The 19,590-nt window shown below is 52.2% G+C and carries 14 protein-coding genes; 13 read left to right on the top strand and 1 reads right to left on the bottom strand.

Annotation, left to right across the window (positions count from 1 at the left end):
* The first annotated feature begins 1 nt into the window (after position 1).
* From BLT02_RS03555 to BLT02_RS03540, 4 genes are all read left to right on the top strand, one after another.
* Positions 2-1,405 carry an MATE family efflux transporter gene (locus tag BLT02_RS03555; RefSeq protein ID WP_242869689.1) on the top strand — a complete coding sequence of 468 codons (1,404 nt, stop codon included), beginning with the start codon at positions 2-4 and terminating at the stop codon, positions 1,403-1,405.
* Between the two features lie 190 nt (positions 1,406-1,595).
* A complete protein-coding gene (locus BLT02_RS03550) occupies positions 1,596-1,862 on the top strand; it encodes a hypothetical protein (protein ID WP_092991635.1) in 267 nt (88 codons plus the stop codon).
* A 214-nt stretch (positions 1,863-2,076) separates the two neighbouring features.
* Positions 2,077-3,573, top strand: a complete 1,497-nt coding sequence (preA, locus tag BLT02_RS03545; RefSeq protein WP_092991633.1) for an NAD-dependent dihydropyrimidine dehydrogenase subunit PreA — start codon at positions 2,077-2,079, stop codon at positions 3,571-3,573.
* A 306-nt stretch (positions 3,574-3,879) separates the two neighbouring features.
* Positions 3,880-5,136 (top strand): TIM barrel protein, encoded by a 1,257-nt coding sequence (locus BLT02_RS03540; RefSeq protein WP_092991630.1) that lies wholly within the window; start codon positions 3,880-3,882, stop codon positions 5,134-5,136.
* A gap of 252 nt (positions 5,137-5,388) precedes the next feature.
* Here the strand turns inward: BLT02_RS03540 and BLT02_RS03535 are convergent, their stop codons facing one another.
* A complete protein-coding gene (locus tag BLT02_RS03535; protein ID WP_139187402.1) occupies positions 5,389-6,090 on the bottom strand; it encodes a hypothetical protein in 702 nt (233 codons plus the stop codon).
* Between the two features lie 746 nt (positions 6,091-6,836).
* Between BLT02_RS03535 and BLT02_RS03530 the strand changes: the two genes are divergently transcribed.
* The 9 genes from BLT02_RS03530 to BLT02_RS03490 all read left to right on the top strand — a co-directional run bounded on the left by BLT02_RS03530 (position 6,837) and on the right by BLT02_RS03490 (position 19,503).
* Positions 6,837-7,202: a winged helix-turn-helix domain-containing protein gene (locus BLT02_RS03530; protein ID WP_092991626.1), complete on the top strand. Its 366-nt coding sequence runs from the start codon at positions 6,837-6,839 to the stop codon at positions 7,200-7,202.
* A 147-nt stretch (positions 7,203-7,349) separates the two neighbouring features.
* Positions 7,350-8,462 (top strand): molybdopterin-binding protein, encoded by a 1,113-nt coding sequence (locus tag BLT02_RS03525; protein ID WP_092991624.1) that lies wholly within the window; start codon positions 7,350-7,352, stop codon positions 8,460-8,462.
* Positions 8,463-8,728: 266 nt separating this feature from the next.
* Complete coding sequence (locus BLT02_RS03520; RefSeq protein WP_092991622.1) at positions 8,729-9,847, top strand: GTP 3',8-cyclase MoaA; 1,119 nt, start codon at positions 8,729-8,731, stop codon at positions 9,845-9,847.
* A gap of 236 nt (positions 9,848-10,083) precedes the next feature.
* Positions 10,084-11,040 carry an MOSC domain-containing protein gene (locus BLT02_RS03515; protein ID WP_092991620.1) on the top strand — a complete coding sequence of 319 codons (957 nt, stop codon included), beginning with the start codon at positions 10,084-10,086 and terminating at the stop codon, positions 11,038-11,040.
* 445 nt (positions 11,041-11,485) lie between these two features.
* Positions 11,486-12,523, top strand: coding sequence for a molybdate ABC transporter substrate-binding protein (modA, locus tag BLT02_RS03510; protein WP_092991618.1), 1,038 nt, complete (start codon positions 11,486-11,488; stop codon positions 12,521-12,523).
* Positions 12,524-12,545: 22 nt separating this feature from the next.
* Positions 12,546-13,250: a molybdate ABC transporter permease subunit gene (modB, locus tag BLT02_RS03505; protein ID WP_092991616.1), complete on the top strand. Its 705-nt coding sequence runs from the start codon at positions 12,546-12,548 to the stop codon at positions 13,248-13,250.
* Positions 13,251-13,318: 68 nt separating this feature from the next.
* Positions 13,319-14,425 (top strand): sulfate/molybdate ABC transporter ATP-binding protein, encoded by a 1,107-nt coding sequence (locus BLT02_RS03500; RefSeq protein WP_092991614.1) that lies wholly within the window; start codon positions 13,319-13,321, stop codon positions 14,423-14,425.
* Positions 14,426-14,682: 257 nt separating this feature from the next.
* Positions 14,683-18,159 carry an endo alpha-1,4 polygalactosaminidase gene (locus BLT02_RS03495; RefSeq protein ID WP_092991612.1) on the top strand — a complete coding sequence of 1,159 codons (3,477 nt, stop codon included), beginning with the start codon at positions 14,683-14,685 and terminating at the stop codon, positions 18,157-18,159.
* A gap of 492 nt (positions 18,160-18,651) precedes the next feature.
* Entirely contained in the window at positions 18,652-19,503 is an 852-nt protein-coding gene (locus BLT02_RS03490; protein ID WP_092991610.1) for a hypothetical protein, read from the top strand.
* Positions 19,504-19,590: the final 87 nt, after the last annotated feature.

Raw genomic sequence — 19,590 nt, 5'->3', positions numbered from 1 at the left:
GATGGAGAAAGAAGGAGAAATACACAGCGGGGGACAGGCTCAGGTCATGACTTTTACCGAGGGGCAGATTTTGCTTCCGCTGGTCAGGTTTGCCCTGCCGGTCCTGGCCGCGCTCTTCCTGCAGGCCATGTACGGGGCGGTGGACCTGATGATCGTCGGCCGCTTTACGGAGGCCGGCGCTGTCTCAGCCCATGTGTCGGCAGTCACGACGGGTTCGCAGATCATGCTGACACTGACCGACCTGATGGCGAGCTTTGCTATGGGGGCTACGATCCTTCTGGGCCAGCAGATCGGGAAGGGGCAGGCTCGGAAGGGCGGCGAGACGATCGGGGCCTGTATCGTGCTTTTCGCCTGCATAGGGATTGTGCTCACGGTGTTCTGCGTATCGGGGGCCGGGGCTATTGCCGGGATTATGCATGCGCCGCCGGAAGCCTTTGCCCTCACGACCGCCTATGTGCGGATCTGCGGCGCGGGCATGCTGGTGATCATCGCCTACAACCTGATCGGCAGTATTTTCCGGGGGATCGGTGATTCCGTCACGCCCCTGGTCACGGTCGCCATCGCCTGTGTCTTTAATATTGCCGGCGACCTGCTTCTCGTCGCTGTCTTTCATATGGGCACTGTCGGCGCCGCCATCGCCACAGTCGGAGCCCAGGGACTCAGCGTTGTGATCTCTTTATTCCTGATGAAAAAAAGAATGGAGCAAGGCCGGATGCCCTTTACCCTTGAGAGGTCGCACATCCGGTTCCAGGGAGAGATCATGGGCCGCATTACCCGCCTGGGCCTGCCCATCGCAGCCCAGGATCTCATGGTCAGTGTCTCCTTTCTGATCATTCAGGCTATCGTCAACGGCCTGGGAGTCATCCCGTCGGCAGGAGTCGGCGTCGCGGAGAAGGTCTGCGCCTTCATCATGCTTGTGCCCCTGGCCTTTATGCAGTCCATGTCCGCTTTTGTGGCCCAGAATGCCGGCGCGCGCTGCTTTGACCGGGCGGAAAAAGCCCTGCGCTACGGGATCCTTATGTCGCTGGCAGTCGGTACGGTCATGTTTTATTTTTCATTTTTTCATGGAACATCACTGGCTCTGCTCTTCGCCAAGGATATGGATGTGGCCGCGGCGGGCGCGGACTATCTGAAGGCTTATGCCATTGACTGCCTGCTCACGCCGATCTTTTTCTGCTTCATCGGTTTTTACAACGGCATCGGCATGACACGCTTTGTCATGCTGCAGGGGATCGTCAGCGCCTTCTGCGTGCGAGTTCCCGTGTCTTATATCATGAGTCGCCGCGTGCCGGTCTCCCTCTTCCACATCGGACTGGCCACACCCTGCTCCTCCTCGCTGCAGATCATCATGGGCCTGATCTGTCTCGCCCGGGTTAAAAAACGATGGAAGGAAGGAAAAACCTGACCGGACGGACCAGCCGGCGGGCAGGAAACTCCTTCCCTGAGAGAAACATAGAAAATCAACTAAAAACAGCGGACAATAACGTAAAAAGCTGGAAAGCAACGAAGAAACAGCCGGATAATACCGGAGAACCAGCAGGAAAAAATCGGAGAACCAACAGAAACACAGCGCATAAACATCGGAGACAAGCGGTTTGAAGAACAGAAGAATACTCTATTTACTCACAGGATTCATGATCATCCTTCTGGCGGGAACGGTCTATACCTGGACCATCATCGCGAAATCGATCTCTGCGACGTATCCGGACTGGACCGCCCGGACTCTCTCCATGACCTTTACCATTGATATGATGGGCTATGCCCTGGGAGCCCTCCTGCTTCTGCTGGCAGCGATCGTCCTGTCCTTCCTTATTTCCTTTGCGATCAGGCGCCCGGGAGAAGGCAAAAGCGCACAGTATTGACCTGCATTTTGCCCTGCTCCATCTCTGAAGCCTCGTCCGGAAAAAAGGAAGAAGGCAGACGCGCAGTGCATTGAAATTTCACGAAAAAACATCTCAGACTTGTTAATGAGTGACCGGAAACAACAGAACTGACCTGAACATATTTTGACCCCCATCCCATTGACAAATTGATGTTATCATCAAAGTTATCATCGAATTGAGAGGAGGCCCGGAAATGCTTACAAAAACACTGTATCGCTCCGACATGCTGCGGTGTGTTCTTTGCCATGACGCCCCCTGCACCAGCGCCTGCGGCAGGCTGGATCCCGCAGGTCTTCTGCGCAGCATCTGGTTTGACAATGAAAAGCAGGCTGCAGCGCGTCTGCCTGTCGAAATTCCCTGCAGAGACTGCGCGGCGCCCTGCGAAAAGGCCTGCGTCAGACCACAGGAGGTCCCGATCCGCAGGCTCATATTGCGGCTGCAGGAAGAGGTGAAACCGGAGCTGGAGGTCGATCCTCCGGCTGACGAGGAGAGGCTCCGCACGGAGATCTGCGGGGTCCCTCTTGAAAACCCTTTCCTCCTTTCCTCATCCGTGGTCGGCAGTACCTATGACATGTGCGCGAGAGCATTCGAAGCGGGATGGGCGGGGGTCTCCTTCAAGACCATCTGTTCCCTGGACATCCATGAGGCTTCACCCCGGTTTTCGGCGATCACGTCGGACACCGGTACCATCATCGGCTTCAAAAACATTGAACAGCTCTCGGATCACAGTGTGGCCGAGAACATGGAGATCTTCAGGGAACTGAAAAAGAAATATCCTTCCAAAGTCATCCTCGCATCCATCATGGGCCAGAACGAAGCCGAGTGGGAGGAGCTGTCGCGGCTCTGCGCGGAAAACGGTGCAGACGCGATAGAGCTCAATTTTTCCTGTCCCAATATGGCGGAGGGCGGCCTGGGCTCCGACATCGGCCAGATTCCTGAGCTGGTGGAGCGCTTCACGGCATCTGCCAGAAAGGGGACGGACATTCCCATCCTGGCCAAGCTGACCCCCAACGTCGCGAACATGAGCCCTGCTGCCGAGGCGGCCCTGCGGGGAGGAGCAGACGGAATCTCCGCGATCAATACCATCAAGAGCATTACCGGAGTGGGGCTTCACACCTATGTTCCGGAGCCCGCGGTCCACGGCATGTCCGCAGTGGGCGGCTACAGCGGAAATGCAGTCAAACCCATTGGACTCCGCTTCATTCAGGAGCTGGGCGACAACCCTGCCCTCAGCGGGATGCACCTGAGCGCCATGGGCGGTGTGGAAAGCTGGGAGGATGCGCTCGAATATATCCTGCTGGGCGGAGGCAGCATCCAGGTCACGACTGCCGTTATGCAGTACGGCTACCGCATCATCGAAGACCTCAAGTCAGGGCTGAACCTCTACCTGGCGGAAATAGGTGCCGGCAGTATCGATGAAATGCGCGGTCAGGCTCTGGAAAACGTCAGTGATACCACTGACGTGCTCGAGCGCGATACAGTGATTTATCCCAAATTCAATAGGGACAAATGCATCGGCTGCGGCAGATGCATGATCTCCTGCTCGGACGGCGGCCACCAGGCGATCACCCTTGGAGAGGACCGCAGGCCCAGGCTCAACGGCAAAAAATGTGTCGGCTGCCATCTCTGCGTACTCGTCTGTCCCCAGAGGGCGGTCACACCCGGCAGAAAGAGAGTAAAACTCCGCTGAAAAAGGGCTGGGTCCGGCAGACGCAGATCCCTGTTCAGACAGGAAGTTCATATACAGGCAAAAAATGAACAGTCACCGGTATGTATTTAACACAAATACTTACGTCGGATGACAGAGAACGATGGATTTTCCATTCCTTTTCTGGTTTTCAAGCCGGAATTCTATATAAAACAGCAGAAAGCGTACAGTTTAAAACAGAGAGCAAAAAGAGAACATTTCTAAGCAAAGACATGTCTTTTTTTGCTCTTTTTGCTTTGCTAAAATCACATCATCAAAACAAAGACAGCCAATCAACAGGGGAACAGCATGGATCAGGAAACGAGAGAACGGATCAGGATCAACAACGAAAAGGGAATTATCAGAGAAAGCGGCGGAGGTTTCCACAGCCCTCTGGAGTCCGCTGTCCGGCACATGTTTTATACGGCCTGGAGCGGGAGATATGAATGCAACAGGATCTACAGTGTCCGGCGCGAACATCTTGATTTCTATTCTGTCATCTATGTCCTGGAAGGACAGCTGGAGGTGGAATATGAAGGGAAGATCCTCCAGGTGAGGCAGAACGAAGCCGTGCTTCTGGATTTTCATAAGCCCCACGCCTACCGCGCTGTATCAGACCGGGTGGATAAATGGGAGATGCTCTTTAAGGGAAACGAATCCGCAGCCTGGGGCGTAGACAATCCTGAGAATCCCTACCTTCCCGCCTGGACAAAAGTGCTCTCCGAGGCACATCAGGCAGGCTACACCGCCATCGAGCTGGGACCTTACGGCTACATGCCCATCGATCCTGTTGTCGTTGCGGAAGAACTGGAGAAAAACCAGCTCGCCATCGTAGCCGGCACAATCTTCCATGACCTTGTGGATCCCGCGAATCAGCCTTCCGTCCTTGAAGCAGTGGACAATATCTGCAAACTGATCACCGATGACAGACTTCCCAAGCTTCCTGTCCTCGAGGGACAGAAGTTCCCCACCCCCTACATGACTGTCATGGACTGGGGCCACGATGAACGTGACTTCAACGCAGGCCACGTGGACCGCGCCCCCCGCATGAACGCTGAGGAGTGGAAACAGTTCCTCGGTCATGTCCGCGCAGTCTGCGAGCGCGCCAACAGCTGGGGTGTCCGCCCTGTGATCCATCCCCACTCCGGGACTTACATCGAGTTCTCCGATGAGATCGCCCGCTACGTACAGGACATGCCTTATGAGATCGCCGGCCTCTGCCTGGACACCGGCCACCTCTACTACTGCGATATGGATCCCGTGACCTACCTCAAGAAGTACGCTGATGTCCTCGACTACGTCCACTTCAAGGATGTCGACCAGAAGGTTTACGAGCAGGTCATGAGCGAGCACATCCGTTTCTTTGACGGCTGCGGCAAGGGCACCATGTGCCCTGTCGGCACCGGCGCACTGGATTATCCCGGCATCAAGACCGCCCTCGAAGAGATCGGCTACAGCGGTTACATCACCATTGAGCAGGAGCGCGATCCCCGCAACCAGGAGACCTCTCTGCGTGACATCAAGGCCAGCGTAGACTACCTCAAGAGCGTCGGCTACCAGATCTGAACAATTCAGTACAATACTGAACAACTGAGATCAACCAAAACCGGGTTAAAACCAGACCTGACCAGAATAAAATCTGAACGATGCTGCCGCATTAAGCGAACAGTAATCCACTTACAAGCAGTCCACTTACAGTCCACTTATAAATGAAAAAAATCCGGCTTCGGCCGGATTTTTTTTATAAATAAACAGAGCCAGACTTCCAGTCGTATAGGATTTTAAACAACTGGAATGTATAGGAGTCAAACGGCGGGATCAGTCGCGCCAGGCCTCTACAGAATCGCTCCATTCGGAATAATAGGTCTTGCCGCCGGTCTTTTTATAGACCCTGATCCAGACCCTGTATCTTACATAGGTAGATGTGATCCGCATAGTTTTAGATGTCCTGTTCCGGTCTTTTATCTCAGTAATGTCCGCATAGCGGATCTTTGCGCCTTGTCTTTTCGCAGCAGTATAGGCGATCTGGTATCCCGACACCTGATGATCGACTTTTTTCCATTTTATGGTCATCTTCGACCCGGAACGTCTGATACTTGTGATTTTTGTAGCCTTCGGATAGATAAAAAAGTGTTTTGTAATTGAGCCCTTGTATATTCCCTTGCCGGTAATGACCATTTTTGCTTTTCCGACATTTTTGTTATGGGAATACTTGATCGTGTAATCCGATCCCTCGGTAAGAGAATAGCCGCTGACGGACACTTTGGGTTTCTGCCTGATTCTTTTCCCCGTCCAGGCTTTGTCTTTGATTCCAGTCACGGTCGCTGTCGCAATCGAGGTCCTGACCGAAGATGCTGACAGCAGGGAACTGGATGCAGCAGCAAGGGCCGTATGACCGGACTCCGGGGATGTCTGCTTTTCCTGGTATGCGTAAGCAGGATTCGTCAGTGTTCCGACTATGAAGGCCACAGATAACACCATCGCAAGCAGTTTGAATGTCTTTTGGTTCTTCCGCTTCATAAAAATGCTCTCCTTTTCCTCCGTCATTGAATACATCCATGCTCCATTTTTTCTTTACCCTAAGATTAGTCTGTCCTGTCCATGGGCTTATACCTCGCTCAAAACAACAATGATTTCTGCCTTGATTTTTACCTTGTTCCCTGAACCGCCAGTATCAAACACGCCGGCGCAGTCCAATCGGCACAGGCACGCCAGTACGGACCAGGCGGGGCGATTACTTCTCCCCCTTTGAAAATCAATATTTTATAAGATCAGATCCCGGAGTTCACTCTTCGAATCATTTATTGAATATATTAATAGTTTAACATTTTGCCCGAAACAGAACAACATTCTTTTTTGTTTGTATCCTTATAGAGAAAATACAGGTTACAGTACAGACCGGCTCGAAACTCGAGGCGTTTTTCGCGGCTTTTTCGCGAAAAACCCGAGTTTTACGGCGAAAATCCCATCGCGAAGCGATTTGGAATGGGATTTTCGCAAGCTACAGTACACGCCCTCGATAGGGCGTGTACTGTAGCAAATACAGGGAATTCCCTGATTTTTTTATCCCGGAGAATATGTTACAATACACTTGCAGCCGTTCGGTATCAAAAAACAGAACGCTGTACTTCAAGAACCGGGCATCAGAGCACAGACCAGGAAGAAGCTGGCCGGGCTTTATGTCTTTACCGGTGTCTTTCATCATTTAGCGAAGGATGCTCGTGACTTAAGATCGTGAGCTGTTGACAGAAAGACGGGAAACAGATATGGATAACCTCTCAAGTGAAAATAAAAAGGGACCTCTGGGAACTTCTGTCCAGGTTCGTCTGACGGCGCAGGATATTATTTTCGGGCCGGGTAAAGCCATGCTTCTGGAATATATTGAAGCTACGGGCTCCATCCAGGAAGCATGTGCCCGGATGGAACTGTCTTACTCCAAGGGAAGCCGGATGATCAAAAAAGCCGAAAAACAGCTGGGCTTCCGCCTGTTGGAACGCAGGATCGGAGGCAGCGGCGGAGGCGGGTCCAGACTGACCCCGGAGGCCAAAGACCTTCTGAAAAAATATCAGGCCCTCGTTCAACGCGTTCGGGAGGATGCGGACAAGGCCTTCAGGGAGATTTTTTTATCATAAAAAATATATCAAAAAAATGATAGAAGAGACAAAGCTTAGACTCTTGAAGCGAGACGGCAAAGAGATAAGAGATAAGAGACAGATAAGAGATAAGAGACAGAAGAAAGAATAAGAGATAGAAGAAAGAAGAGAAGAGACGAAAGAGCTATGAAACTTATCAGGACAATAGACGCGGAGGGCGCGGTCCTCTGCCATGATATTACACAGATCATTAAGGGAGTCACAAAGGACGCGGTCTTCCGCAAGGGACATATTGTGACAAAAGAAGATATCCCTGTCCTCCTTTCAGTCGGGAAAGACCAGCTTTATGTATGGGAGAAACAGGAAGGCATACTGCACGAAGACGAAGCAGCGGAGATTTTGTGCCGTCTGTGCATCGGCCCGGGCCCGCAGGAAAATACACTCGACGAAAACGCGGCCGCGGAAGCTCCCGTGAAAAACATGGAACGTTCCCGGGCGAAGGAGGGCAAGATCGAGATCACCGCTGCCTGCGATGGCCTCCTCAAGGTCAACCGCGCGGGACTCAAAGCAGTCAACAGCTTCGGACAGATGATGATCGCCTCCCGCCACGGCGGTTTTCCGGTCAAAACAGGAGATAAGCTGGCGGGAACCCGTATCATTCCCCTTGTCATCGAAGAGGAAAAAATGGCCGCTGCTTCCGAAGCCTGCATGGCAGTCACGGGCGGCCGGCCGATCCTTTCGCTCCATCCCTTTGTCCATAAAAAAGCCGGCATCGTGACGACCGGTAATGAAGTTTTTTATGGCAGGATCGAGGACACTTTCACTCCTGTCGTCGAGGCTAAACTTGCGGAATACGACACAGAGATTATTGCCCGCGAAATGTGGAATGACGACAATGAAAAAGTGACCGCCGCGATCATGAGGATGATAGAAGCGGGAGCGGACATTGTGTGCTGTTCCGGCGGAATGAGCGTCGATCCCGATGACAGGACTCCTCTGGCCATTAAAAACACCGGAGCCCGCATTGTCTCCTACGGCGCGCCGGTCCTGCCGGGCGCCATGTTCATGCTCGCTTATTATGAAGTAAAAGACGGCCCGAATCCGCGCACTGTCGCGATCATGGGCCTGCCCGGCTGCGTCATGTACGCCAGACGGACGATCTTTGACCTGGTGCTGCCTCACGTAATGGCAGACGATGAGATCACTGCTGGAGATCTCTCTTCCCTCGGCGAGGGCGGGCTCTGCCTGAGCTGCCCCGTCTGCATCTTCCCCAACTGCGGATTCGGCAAGGGACACTGAGAAATCCTCCTTGTTATGGCTTTCAACAGTTTTTTAGTGTTTTACCGTAAATGATTTGGGGGGTTACGGAATAATACAAGCAGATGCGGGAGAACCCTTGTTTTTTACATTATTCATTATTGATGATGTCAAAAAATATTGATGTCAAATAAAACTGTTGTCAAAAAAACTGTTGTCAAAAAAACTGTTGTCAAAAAACACCGTCTGCCCCTGCAGGTACCATAACGAGCACCATAAGATACAGATTTGGATCCCGGAGACCAGCCATGATAGATCATAATGGAAGAAAAATCGACTACCTGCGGGTCTCTGTTACAGACAGGTGCAACCTGCGCTGCAAATACTGCATGCCGGACGGGATCCGCAGTGTGCCCATGTCGCAGATCCTGACTTTCGAGGAGATCCTCGCAATCGTCAGAGAGGCCGCCTCCATCGGTATTCGCTGCGTGAGACTGACCGGAGGAGAGCCCCTTGTCCGGCTGGGCATGCCGGATCTGGTCAGGAAACTGAAAGCGGTTCCCGGAATCGAAAAAGTGACCATGACCACCAACGGCATTCTGCTGCAGGAGAACCTCCCCGCGCTGACCGGCGCCGGTCTCGATGCCGTAAATATCAGCCTGGATACCATGGACCGCGCACAGTACCGGGCCATTACCGGGACAGACGGACTGGATACAGTGCTCAGTGCCATCCCCGCAGCCTGCGCGTCAGGTCTGCGCGTGAAAGTCAACGCCGTATCGCTGGCACTCGGCGAAGACAATATCCGCGCCCTTATTTCCCTTGCGAAAGACCTGCCGGTGGACATCCGATTTATCGAGATGATGCCCATCGGGTATGGAAAAGATTTCCCTGTCAGAGACAGTGAAAACAGAAATCTGGAAAGCAGTTACAGGTCTTACGGGGACAGGGAGAATACAAAGTCTGAAAAAAAAGAAGCCCGTCCGAAGGATTTTCACGAGGACCCGGAGGGAATCTGCAGAAGCCGTTTCGGGGTCGTGGATCACAGGACCCTCCTGGACCAGCTTCAGCGCATGTATCCCGGTATGAAAAAAGAGGACAGTGTCCATGGTTTCGGACCGGCTGTCTACTATTCAATCCCCGGTTACCGGGGCAGCCTTGGGCTCATCAGCGCGATCCACGGCAAATTCTGCGATTCCTGCAACCGCGTCCGTCTCACCTCGCAGGGTTTTTTAAAAACCTGCCTGTGTTATAACGAAGGAACTGATCTGCGGGCGGTGCTGCGCGCAGGACTTTCAGAAGAAGAAATACGCAGAACCCTGCGGGAGCAGATGCGCAAGACAATCTATGAAAAACCCGACGCGCATTGCTTTGAAGTGCCGGAAAAGATTACGGAGAAAGCAGGAATGAGCGCGATCGGTGGATGATAAAAAGAAACCTGCCGGACAAAGAAACCAGATAGTGGGAAAAACCTGCCAGAAAGAAAAACGGCTCAAAAAAGAAACCGGCTGGCAAGAGAGATCGAACAGAAAGAGACACGAGAATTAAAAGAAAACGAAAAACGAGAGTTAAAAGAAAACGAGAATCAAAAGAAAACGAGAAGAAAAGGGAAACAGGAATTAAAATTAAAAAACTTGAACAAATAGAACAGGGAAGAACAGAAATGGAACAGGAAACTGAGATCAGAGGAATCATACGCGCTGTCTGTATCAGCTCAGAGAAGGGAACGGAGAAAAGACCGGTACCAGAAGCAATTTTAAAAAAGGATTTCGGCATCGAGGGAGACGCGCACGCGGGAAAATGGCACAGACAGGTCAGTCTCCTCTCTTATGACAAGGTAGAAGCTTTCAATGCCCTCGGGGCACAGGTTCAGGACGGTGATTTCGGAGAAAATATTCTGGTGGAAGGCATTGATCTCAAAAGCCTGCCCGTCGGTTCGATCCTCCGGGCCGGGACAGTTGTCATGAGAATGACCCAGATTGGCAAGGAATGTCACACGAGCTGCGCGATCCGCATGCGCGTCGGCGACTGCATCATGCCCAGGGAAGGTGTTTTTGCTGAAGTCCTGGAGGAAGGGATGATCCGCCCCGGTGATGTGCTGACAGCACAGCTTCCGGATCCGGAGCGCCCCTTCACGGCAGCGGTCATTACCCTCAGTGATAAGGGAGCGAAGGGAGACAGGGTCGACCAGAGCGGCCCCGCGGCGGTGCAGATGCTGGAGCAGGCCGGCTATGAAGTCATCGAGACCCTGATCCTTCCCGACGAACCTGCACTGCTCAAACAGGCCCTCATCCGGCTGGCAGACCAGCGCCAGGCAGACCTCATTCTTACCAGCGGGGGGACTGGTTTTTCCATGCGCGACCAGACGCCGGAGGCAACTATGGAAGTCGCGGACAGGAACGCTCCCGGCATTGCGGAATACATCCGCATGCGGTCCGCGGAAATCACAGACCGCGCCATGCTCAGCCGCGGAGTCTCCGTGATCCGGGGAGGCACCCTGATCGTGAACCTGCCAGGCAGTCCAAAGGCCGTGAAAGAAAGCCTTGGATTTATCCTGAATGCTCTGGACCACGGCCTGCGCATCCTGCGGGGCAGTGCTTCAGAATGCGCCAGGACATGAACCTTATGTGGCAGTGCTTTGAATTCATACAGAATGTGCCGGGAGGAGGATCCTGTGGGGTAACGCTATGGACTGCACCAGGAGATGGACCTTGCGTGGCAGTGCTTTGAATTCATACAGAATGTGCCGGGAGGAGGTCAACCCACATTTTTCCCGCAATGTTTTTGATATTATTTTGTGATGGAAGGGGAGAGGCGTTCTCCCCTCTATGAATAATACCGTTCGGTTTTTGAAAACATAACGATGATACCAGCTTTCCCGGTCACTATTTTATTCATAGCACTGTTGTATGCATAACGAATGTTTCATGCATAACGCTGTTTTATGCATAACATTGTTTTATGAACAATGCTGTTTCATACAATCACTGTTTCATGCAACTACTGGTTTATGAGAAGTATAGCTGCATTTAAACCACTATTACATTTAATTTAAGGAGGTAAAGATGAGAAAAAGAGTATTGGCAGTAATCCTGGCAGGCATGATGGCGGGTATACTGGCCGCGGGATGCGGCAGTTCAGCCGGCAGTGCGGCGCCTGAACAGAAAAAAGAAGAAGCTGCCCCGCAGGAGACGGAAGAAGCAGTGGAGGACGCCGAAGCCCCTTCCGACACAGAAACAGAAGTAGAGACTGAAGCTGTGGAGATGGGAGCGGTATCGACCCAGGCTTCCGCGGCGGAAGAAGCCGCGTCAACCCAGGCCCCCGCAGCAGAAAATGCGATTTCAGAGGAACCCGTAGAACTGCAGGTCTTCATCGCGGCTTCTCTCAACACAAGCATGCAGGAAGTGGCAGCAAAATACAATGAAGAGCACCCCAATGTAAAGATCACCTTCAATGCGGATTCCTCCGGCAAGCTTCTCACCCAGATCGAAGAGGGCTATACCTGCGATGTCTTTTTCTCCGCCGCACAGAAGCAGATGAACCAGCTGGAAGAAGACAGACTTGTCGTGGAGGGCACCCGGGCTGATGTCGTCAACAACCAGGTGGTCGTGATCAAGCGCAAGGATACAGAGAGCGCTGTTACCGGTCTTGCGGATATCGGCAAGGCCTCCAGTATTGCCCTCGCGGACGGCTCTGTTCCGGTCGGGCGCTACACACGTACCGCTCTGATGAATCTGGGCATCCTTCCGGAAGTCGAGGACGCATCCGTCTATACTACCGCCGAGGTTTCCGACGCGCTGGGCGGCGTCGAGATCTCCGAACAGGGCAACGTCTCCCAGGTCCTGACTGCAGTCGTCGAGGGTTCCTGCGAAGTCGGAACCACCTACTACTCCGACACCTACGGCTTTGAGGATCAGGTTGATATTCTGGAAAAAGTCAGCTATGATTTGACCGGCAACGTAATCTATCCTGTCTGCCAGGTTGTTAACGATGAAGCCACCGACGCCCAGAAAGCCGCCGCAGCTGATTTTGTGTCCTTTATTACATCTGATACCGCGAAGGCAATCTTTGATTCTTACTACTTTGACACTAATATCAACTGATAGTGAAAAAGGTGGAAGTTCAATGGAAGACGTATTACGTGTACTGGGAAAACTTGACTGGAGTCCCCTCCTGATCTCATTGAAGACTGGTCTCGTCGCGACATTTATTTCCTTTTTCCTTGGAATATTCGCGGCGAGAAAAGTCGTGAAGGCATCAAACCGGGTCAAAGCGATCGCAGACGGTCTGCTGACACTTCCGATGGTACTGCCGCCGACGGTCGCGGGCTTTTTCCTCCTGCTCCTTTTCAGCAGGAGGAGACCGCTTGGAATACTTCTGTATGAGCAGTTCAGCATCAAGGTCGTGCAGTCCTGGCTGGGCTGCATCGTTGCGGCTACGGTCATTGCCTTCCCGCTGATGTACCGGAACGCGCGCGCGGCTTTTGAACAGATCGACCCGAACCTGGTCTATGCCGGCAGGACGCTGGGCATGTCGGAGATAAGGATCTTCTGGACGGTTGTCATACCGACGGCGGGGCCGGGCATAGCCTCGGGCACGATCCTGACTTTCGCCAGAGCGCTCGGCGAGTTTGGCGCGACCAGCATGCTGGCGGGCAACATTCCCGGCAAGACGGCCACCGTCTCCCAGAGGATCGCCATGGTCATTCAGGACGGCGACTATCTGACAGCCGGTGTATGGACTGTCATTGTGATTCTGATCGCCTTTGTCTTTATCTTTTTGATGAATCTTATCTCCGGGAAAGCGATGAAGTCAGTGAAGCGGTGGTAGGGACCTGAGGATCCTGCAGGCAGACCTGAGGATCCGGGAATCAGACCTTTTTCAGCAGGGGTCATTTTATGTATCTGGGACTGGATTTTGAAAAGAAGCTGGACGGATTTCATCTTTGTGTCCGTTATGAAGGAGAGGCCCGCAGGATCGGTATCCTGGGGGCCTCGGGCTGCGGAAAGAGCATGACGCTGCGAAGCATAGCCGGGATTGAAAGACCGGACAGCGGAAGCATTCGGTTGGGGGAGAGGATTCTGTTTGATTCAGGAAAAAAGATCGATATGCGCCCCCAGGAACGCAGGGTGGGCTATCTTTTTCAGAATTACGCGCTGTTTCCCTCAATGACTGTGGAACAGAACATCATGGCGGGCCTGAAGGGACCGAAGGCTGATAAACTCCGCCGGGCCCGGGAAATGATGCGCGCTTTTCAGATCGAGGGACTGGGGAAGCGCCGCCCCGATGAACTTTCCGGCGGCCAGCAGCAGCGCGTCGCCCTTGCCCGCATCATGGCCTACCGGCCGGAAGCCGTCCTTTTGGACGAGCCCTTTTCCGCCATGGACTATTTCCTGAAGGAGCGCCTCAGGCTGGAAATGATCCAGGTCCTCCGCGAATATGAAGGCCTCTCCATACTCGTGACCCACGACCGGGACGAAGCCTATCAGCTCTGCGATTATCTCCTGCTCATGCACGAAGGACAGATCATCGCCGAAGGCCCGGTCAAAGAGGTCTTTGCTAAGCCCCGGACCGTGGAGGCTGCCCGCCTGACCGGCTGTAAAAATATTTCCCGCATCCGTCCGCTCGGCCCGCACCTCGTCTGCGCCGAAGACTGGGGAAACCTCCAACTGACAGTAGCGGAGGAAGTCTCACCGGAAATCACCCATATCGGGATACGCGCCCACGATTTTTTTCCTGCATCAGCAGAACGGTCTCCGACCGGGGAACTTTCTTCTTTCGGAACATTCCCTTCGTCCAATAAACCTGTAAACTTGATTCCCGTCGAGGAACCTGCCCTCACTGAACTGCCCTTTGAGTGGTACGTCGTACTGCGAAACGGCCTCTGGTGGAAAATTCCCAAAGATATACACAGCCATGATTTTCAGGGCGGCATTCCGCCCTCCCTCTCTGTCGACCCGTCCGCAATCATGCTTCTGCAGTCGGATCCGGAGAGATTAGATTGAGGAGCCACTGAACCATCCCCTTGTCTCCTTGTAAATACCCCTTTTTTGATATACAATTGCGTAGTGAACGGAATTGACATTTTATGACGGCAGTGACTTCTGATCGTACCGGGAGAACTGTTTTTGTGAAAATAGAATCATCTGCGCAGACAGTTTCCTGAAACCGCCCGTGTGAATTCAGGACTCGATCGCGAGTCTTGCTCGATGAAGAATAAACCGGGTATCACATTGCACAGCGTTTCAACAGGGGAGAGAGAATGGGAAACTTATTTAAACAGATGAAGGTGAGGAGAAGCAGCCGGTATCTTGCAGTGATACTGGCTGTTTTTATGCTTACAGGATCCGTTTCAGGGCCTGTCTGTGCGGCGTATGCGGCAGAAGCAGATCCCGCAGCAGCGGTGGAAGTCTGGACGGAGCCTGCACTGGAAGAAGGCGACGCGGACCCCTCAGCGATGGAGTCCGAAGCAAATGCTGCAACTCTGGAAGGCGAAGCAGATTCTACAGCGATGGAGTCCGAAGCAGATTCCGCAGCTATGGAAGCTGGAGCAGATTCGGATTCGGCAGTGCCGGAAGCGGAAACGGATCCTGCTGCGACAGAAGCTTGCGCAGATCCTGCCCTGGCAGATACCGAAGCAGATTCCGGGTTGGGAACACAGACAGAAGCCGGGACGGAAGACCGGGCATCAGAAGACGGGCAGGAAGTTTTTATGATCACCTATTCCGCAAACGGGGGCGGGCATTTTGCAGATCCTTCCTGGAGTGACGGGCAGTATATAGATTTCACTGAGACAGTCGGAACAGGAACAGTGATCTGCAGCAGGAATTCTACTGATCTGTCCGGGGATTCTTTCGAGTATCCTTCCGATGACCTTTCTGAAAATGATCTTCCTGATAGTAATCTTCCTGAAAATGATATTTCTGGAAATGATCCTTCTGAAACAGGAAACATAGAGGAAGCTGTGTACAAGATTGGAACAGCTGCACTCTTTGCGGATGATGGAAATGAATTCCTGGGATGGAGTCTGCAGGAAGACGGGGCGGAGATGATTCCTGAGGAAGGGCTCGAGGTCTTCAGGGATGAGATGGTTTTTGCGGTCTGGAAACAGAAGAACCCGGATGAAGAAGGCTGGCCTGATGAAGGGACTGGAACGGAAAATGAGACAGATGCCGAAACGGGGACAGAACCGGAAGGCGGAATAGATATTCCAACAGATATTCCGACAGAAGCTGAAACAGAAGCAAATCTTTTTCCGGAAACAAATACAGAAACAAATACCGCTACAAATACCGATACTGATACAGAAAGCGGGAATGATGCAGATTTAGAAGCGGAAACAAATCCGGAAGCAGATCCGGCAACGGGAATGGAAGCCGGATCAGATTTACTTGGGGAAGATTCTGCTGAGGAAGTTCCCCGTCCTTCAGAAGCGGAAGCCGGAGAGCCTGCAGAAGACGAAACCGGAATAAATCCGGATGAGGAAATTTCTGAAGAGACCGGCAGCTCTGCGCTATCCAATGATGAACACGATGATCAGCCTGCAGAGTGCACCGTCACATTTGACGCTGACGGAGGTCAGTTTTTCGGCGGGGAGAGTGTGCTCACAGAAACAGTTAGAAAAGGGGAGGTGATTCGTCTCAGTGATCATGACAAACCCCAAAAAGAAGCGTGCCGGTTTAGAGGCTGGAGCCTGGAAAAGGACAGCGTGCAGACTGTGTCCGACCGGCGTTTCAGGGTGACGGAAAACGTTACGCTGTATGCGGTCTGGACTGAGTACAAGACGATCACCTTTAACGCTAACGGCGGATATATCGGAAGAAGAAGACTGTCCGAAAAAAAGGTGAACTTTGAAACCGGCGAGAGGATCGACCTGAGCGATTACAAGCCCAGACCGGCCGGATGGGAGGAGTTCAAGGGGTGGAGCCTGTCGGAAAAAGGCACAGAGCTTCTTCCTCAAAAGTATACAGTGACAGATTCGGTGACCCTGTATGCGATCTGGTCCAGAAAGATCAAGGACGCGGATGTGAAAATCAGCCCCCGCAGCTATACCTATAACGGCAAAGCGCGGACCCCTGCCGTTACGGTGTATTATGAGAACCGGATCCTGAAACAAGGAACCGATTACACAGTCTCTTACAGCAACAACACCAAAGCCGGAAAAGCGACTGTGAAGATTACCGGCAAAGGAAGCTATGAAGGCAGCACATCCGGAAAATTCACCATCAATAAAGCTCCGCAAAAACTGACACTGTCTGCAGCCGCATCCAGCGTTTCTGTTGGCAAAACGGTGAAAATGAAGGCGGCCGGAGCGAAAGAAACAAAAAAATATACTTATAAAACATCAGACCGCAGTGTCGCCTCCGTTTCTTCTGCCGGAGTCGTCACGGCGAAAAAAGTCGGGAAAGTCAGGATCACGGTTTCTACTGCGGAGACGCAGAATTATAAGTCGGGAAGCTGCTATGTTACCATTAAAGTTGTTCCCGGCGCGACAAAGAAGCTGACCGCAGTCAACCAGAAGAAGGGAATCAGGATCACCTGGAATAAGGTTCCGGGAGCCACCGGCTATGTCCTGTACAGAAACGGAAAAAAGATTACTACAATTAAAAAAGGCAGAACAGTGAGCTATTTGGATAAGAAGGCAAATGCCAAAGGAAAAAAATATGTGTACAAGCTGGTCGCCAGAGCCTCGACCGGAGAGAGCACCCTCGCAAGGGTGGTCTCCATTGTCCGCTCCCTGACATCCAGAAAAACTGCTTCTTCGTCGGGGAATCCCCAGTCGTCCGGCAAACCATCGTCAGGTACTTCTTCCAGCTCTTCGACATCCGGTTCCTCATCCTCCGGGACATCCGGTTCCGGTTCTTCTTCCAGCGGCAGTTCAGGATCCGGAACATCGGGTTCAGGATCAACGCCCTCCGGCACTCCCGGTACCGGATCACAGCCCGGCTCCTCCTCGGGGCTTCCGCTGATGAATACCAGATACTGCCTGGAAGAAGACAGCGTCCAGTCCGCCCTGAACAGATGCGGAGAAAATGACTTTATCGTCATCGATTTTGACGGAGCCAGTCAGAACATGATCAATAACGCCCTGAGCCGCGGTGTGCAGATTTACGCCTACCTCAATGCCGGCTCACTGGAACAGGAACGTTCCTATTACAGCCGTTTTTCCAGTATCAGACTGGCTGAATACGATGGCTGGCCGGGAGAATACTGGGTCGACGTCACCAGCCAGATCTGGAAAGACCATCTGATCGAAGAGGCACAAAAACTGAAAGCCGCAGGGGCCTCCGGAGTGTATCTTGACAACGCCGACATTCTCTACATGGTGGAGACCGGATTCCGTGAGGAAAAAACTGCTATGCTCCGCACAGCACCTTCCGCCGGAAAAGTCTACCAGGCCTTGAGCGAAGTGGTCCTGACGATCGAAAATACAATTGGACTGACGGTCATGCCCAATGGCGGAGACACTTTTGTCCGCAGATTCGTCGCGGAATACCCGGGAGTCATTAAGACCGTCAATCAGGAGGGTGTTGTCTATGACAACAACAGGCAGCAGCCCGCATCTGAACGCAGTTACCTGACTGAATATCTCGACTGGTGCAAAAACAAGGGAATCTATATCCGAGGGATCGAATACATCAATACCACAGCCGGCGCCGATGCGGCTAAGGCCTATTACACTGAACACGGCTGGGACGCACTCTATATCAGCCCTCAGAGAGACCTGCGCGGAAACTGAGAGAAACTAAGGACTTGTTACAGAATGACTTGTACATCTTGCTTGTCTGTTTTTCCGATTGTTGTCGACAACATCTTTGCTATCGCAAAGCTGTTGCCTCGCCGTAGTAAGACACTGGACCCGGGAAAGTGAACCCGGGGACAGGAGACGGGGACGGTTCTTTATCTGCTCCAGGGAGGAGACAAAGAACCGTCCCTTTTCTGTCGTCCCCTTCCTGTCAACCCTTCGGCATTTGCGAATATTTCGTGATTTCTACATTAGAAAAGAGACAAGAAACCAGTTTTTGATATATACTTAACTACTGCAGAGAAGGAAAATTCTTTGAGAAGGAGAACCTGTTCAGAAGTGGAATCTATTCGAAAGCAGAGTCTGTTCATAAGTAGAATCCATTTAAAAGCAGAGTCTGTTCATAAGTAGAATCTATTCAAAAGCAGAGTCTGTTCAAAAAGAGTATTTATTCAGAAAAAGAATTTATTCATAGGAGGAAAAAAGTTGAAAAAGAAAGCTTTAGCTGTTTTTCTTGCGATGTCCCTGACATCCGCGTCGATCTTCTGCGCATCGGCGCCGGTTTTCGCAGAAGAGACTGTTTCCGCCACTTCCTACCGGGAACTCACGCCTGTGATGAGCTATGACGAGTTTATGAAGGCTGAGCTGGACGCCCCTGTGACAGTCGAAACTTATGTCCAGGCAAAACAGGCCTGGATCAAGGACGCTTCCGCGGCGAATCTTTATACACAAAATGAAGAAGGGGCTTATTTTATTTACAAGCTGCCTATGACGAATAAAGAATATAAAAAGCTGAAGGAAGGGCAGAAGATCAGGGTCAGCGGCCGGAAGCACCAGTGGCTGGGCAATATTGAGATCGCGGAAGCCACTTACGAAGTCCTGGACGGCAGTTACGTTGCCGAAGCGCAGGATGTGACAGACCTCCTCGGGACAGACGGCCTTGCGGAATACAAAAACCGGAAGGTGTGCTTTAAAGACCTGAAGTCTGTGGATTTTGAAGATCCGGGCGGAGACCTGCTCAGATATGCCTATGGTCCTGACGGAAACGGAGAACAGGGTGATGATCTTTATTTCTGCGCGGAAAAAGATGGCGAGACCTACACCTTTGTGATCGAATCCCGGTTTTTTGATTCCAAAAGCAAACTCTATAAAGCAGTGGAAGATCTTGAAGAAGACTGTGTCTTCGATCTTGAAGGTTTTCTATATTGGGAAAAGGGAGCACTTCCTCACATTACAAAAGTGACGGTTACAAAAACAGCCGGGGAAGCCGCTGCAGAAGAAACAGCCGCAGAAGCTGCCACGGAGGAAGAAACAGCTGAGGAGACCGCAGCAGAATAAAGATCTGCGGAGAGAACCATTGATCACGCTGCGGATCATAGCATAAACCGCGGACCGCGGCATAAAAAAAGATAAAATCGTATGAAA

The sequence above is a fragment of the Sarcina sp. DSM 11001 genome (assembly GCF_900101015.1).
Classification (GTDB): domain Bacteria; phylum Bacillota; class Clostridia; order Lachnospirales; family Lachnospiraceae; genus CAG-791.
Note: the sequence above shows the minus strand (reverse complement) of the source record. Positions and strands in the feature narration are given on the sequence as shown.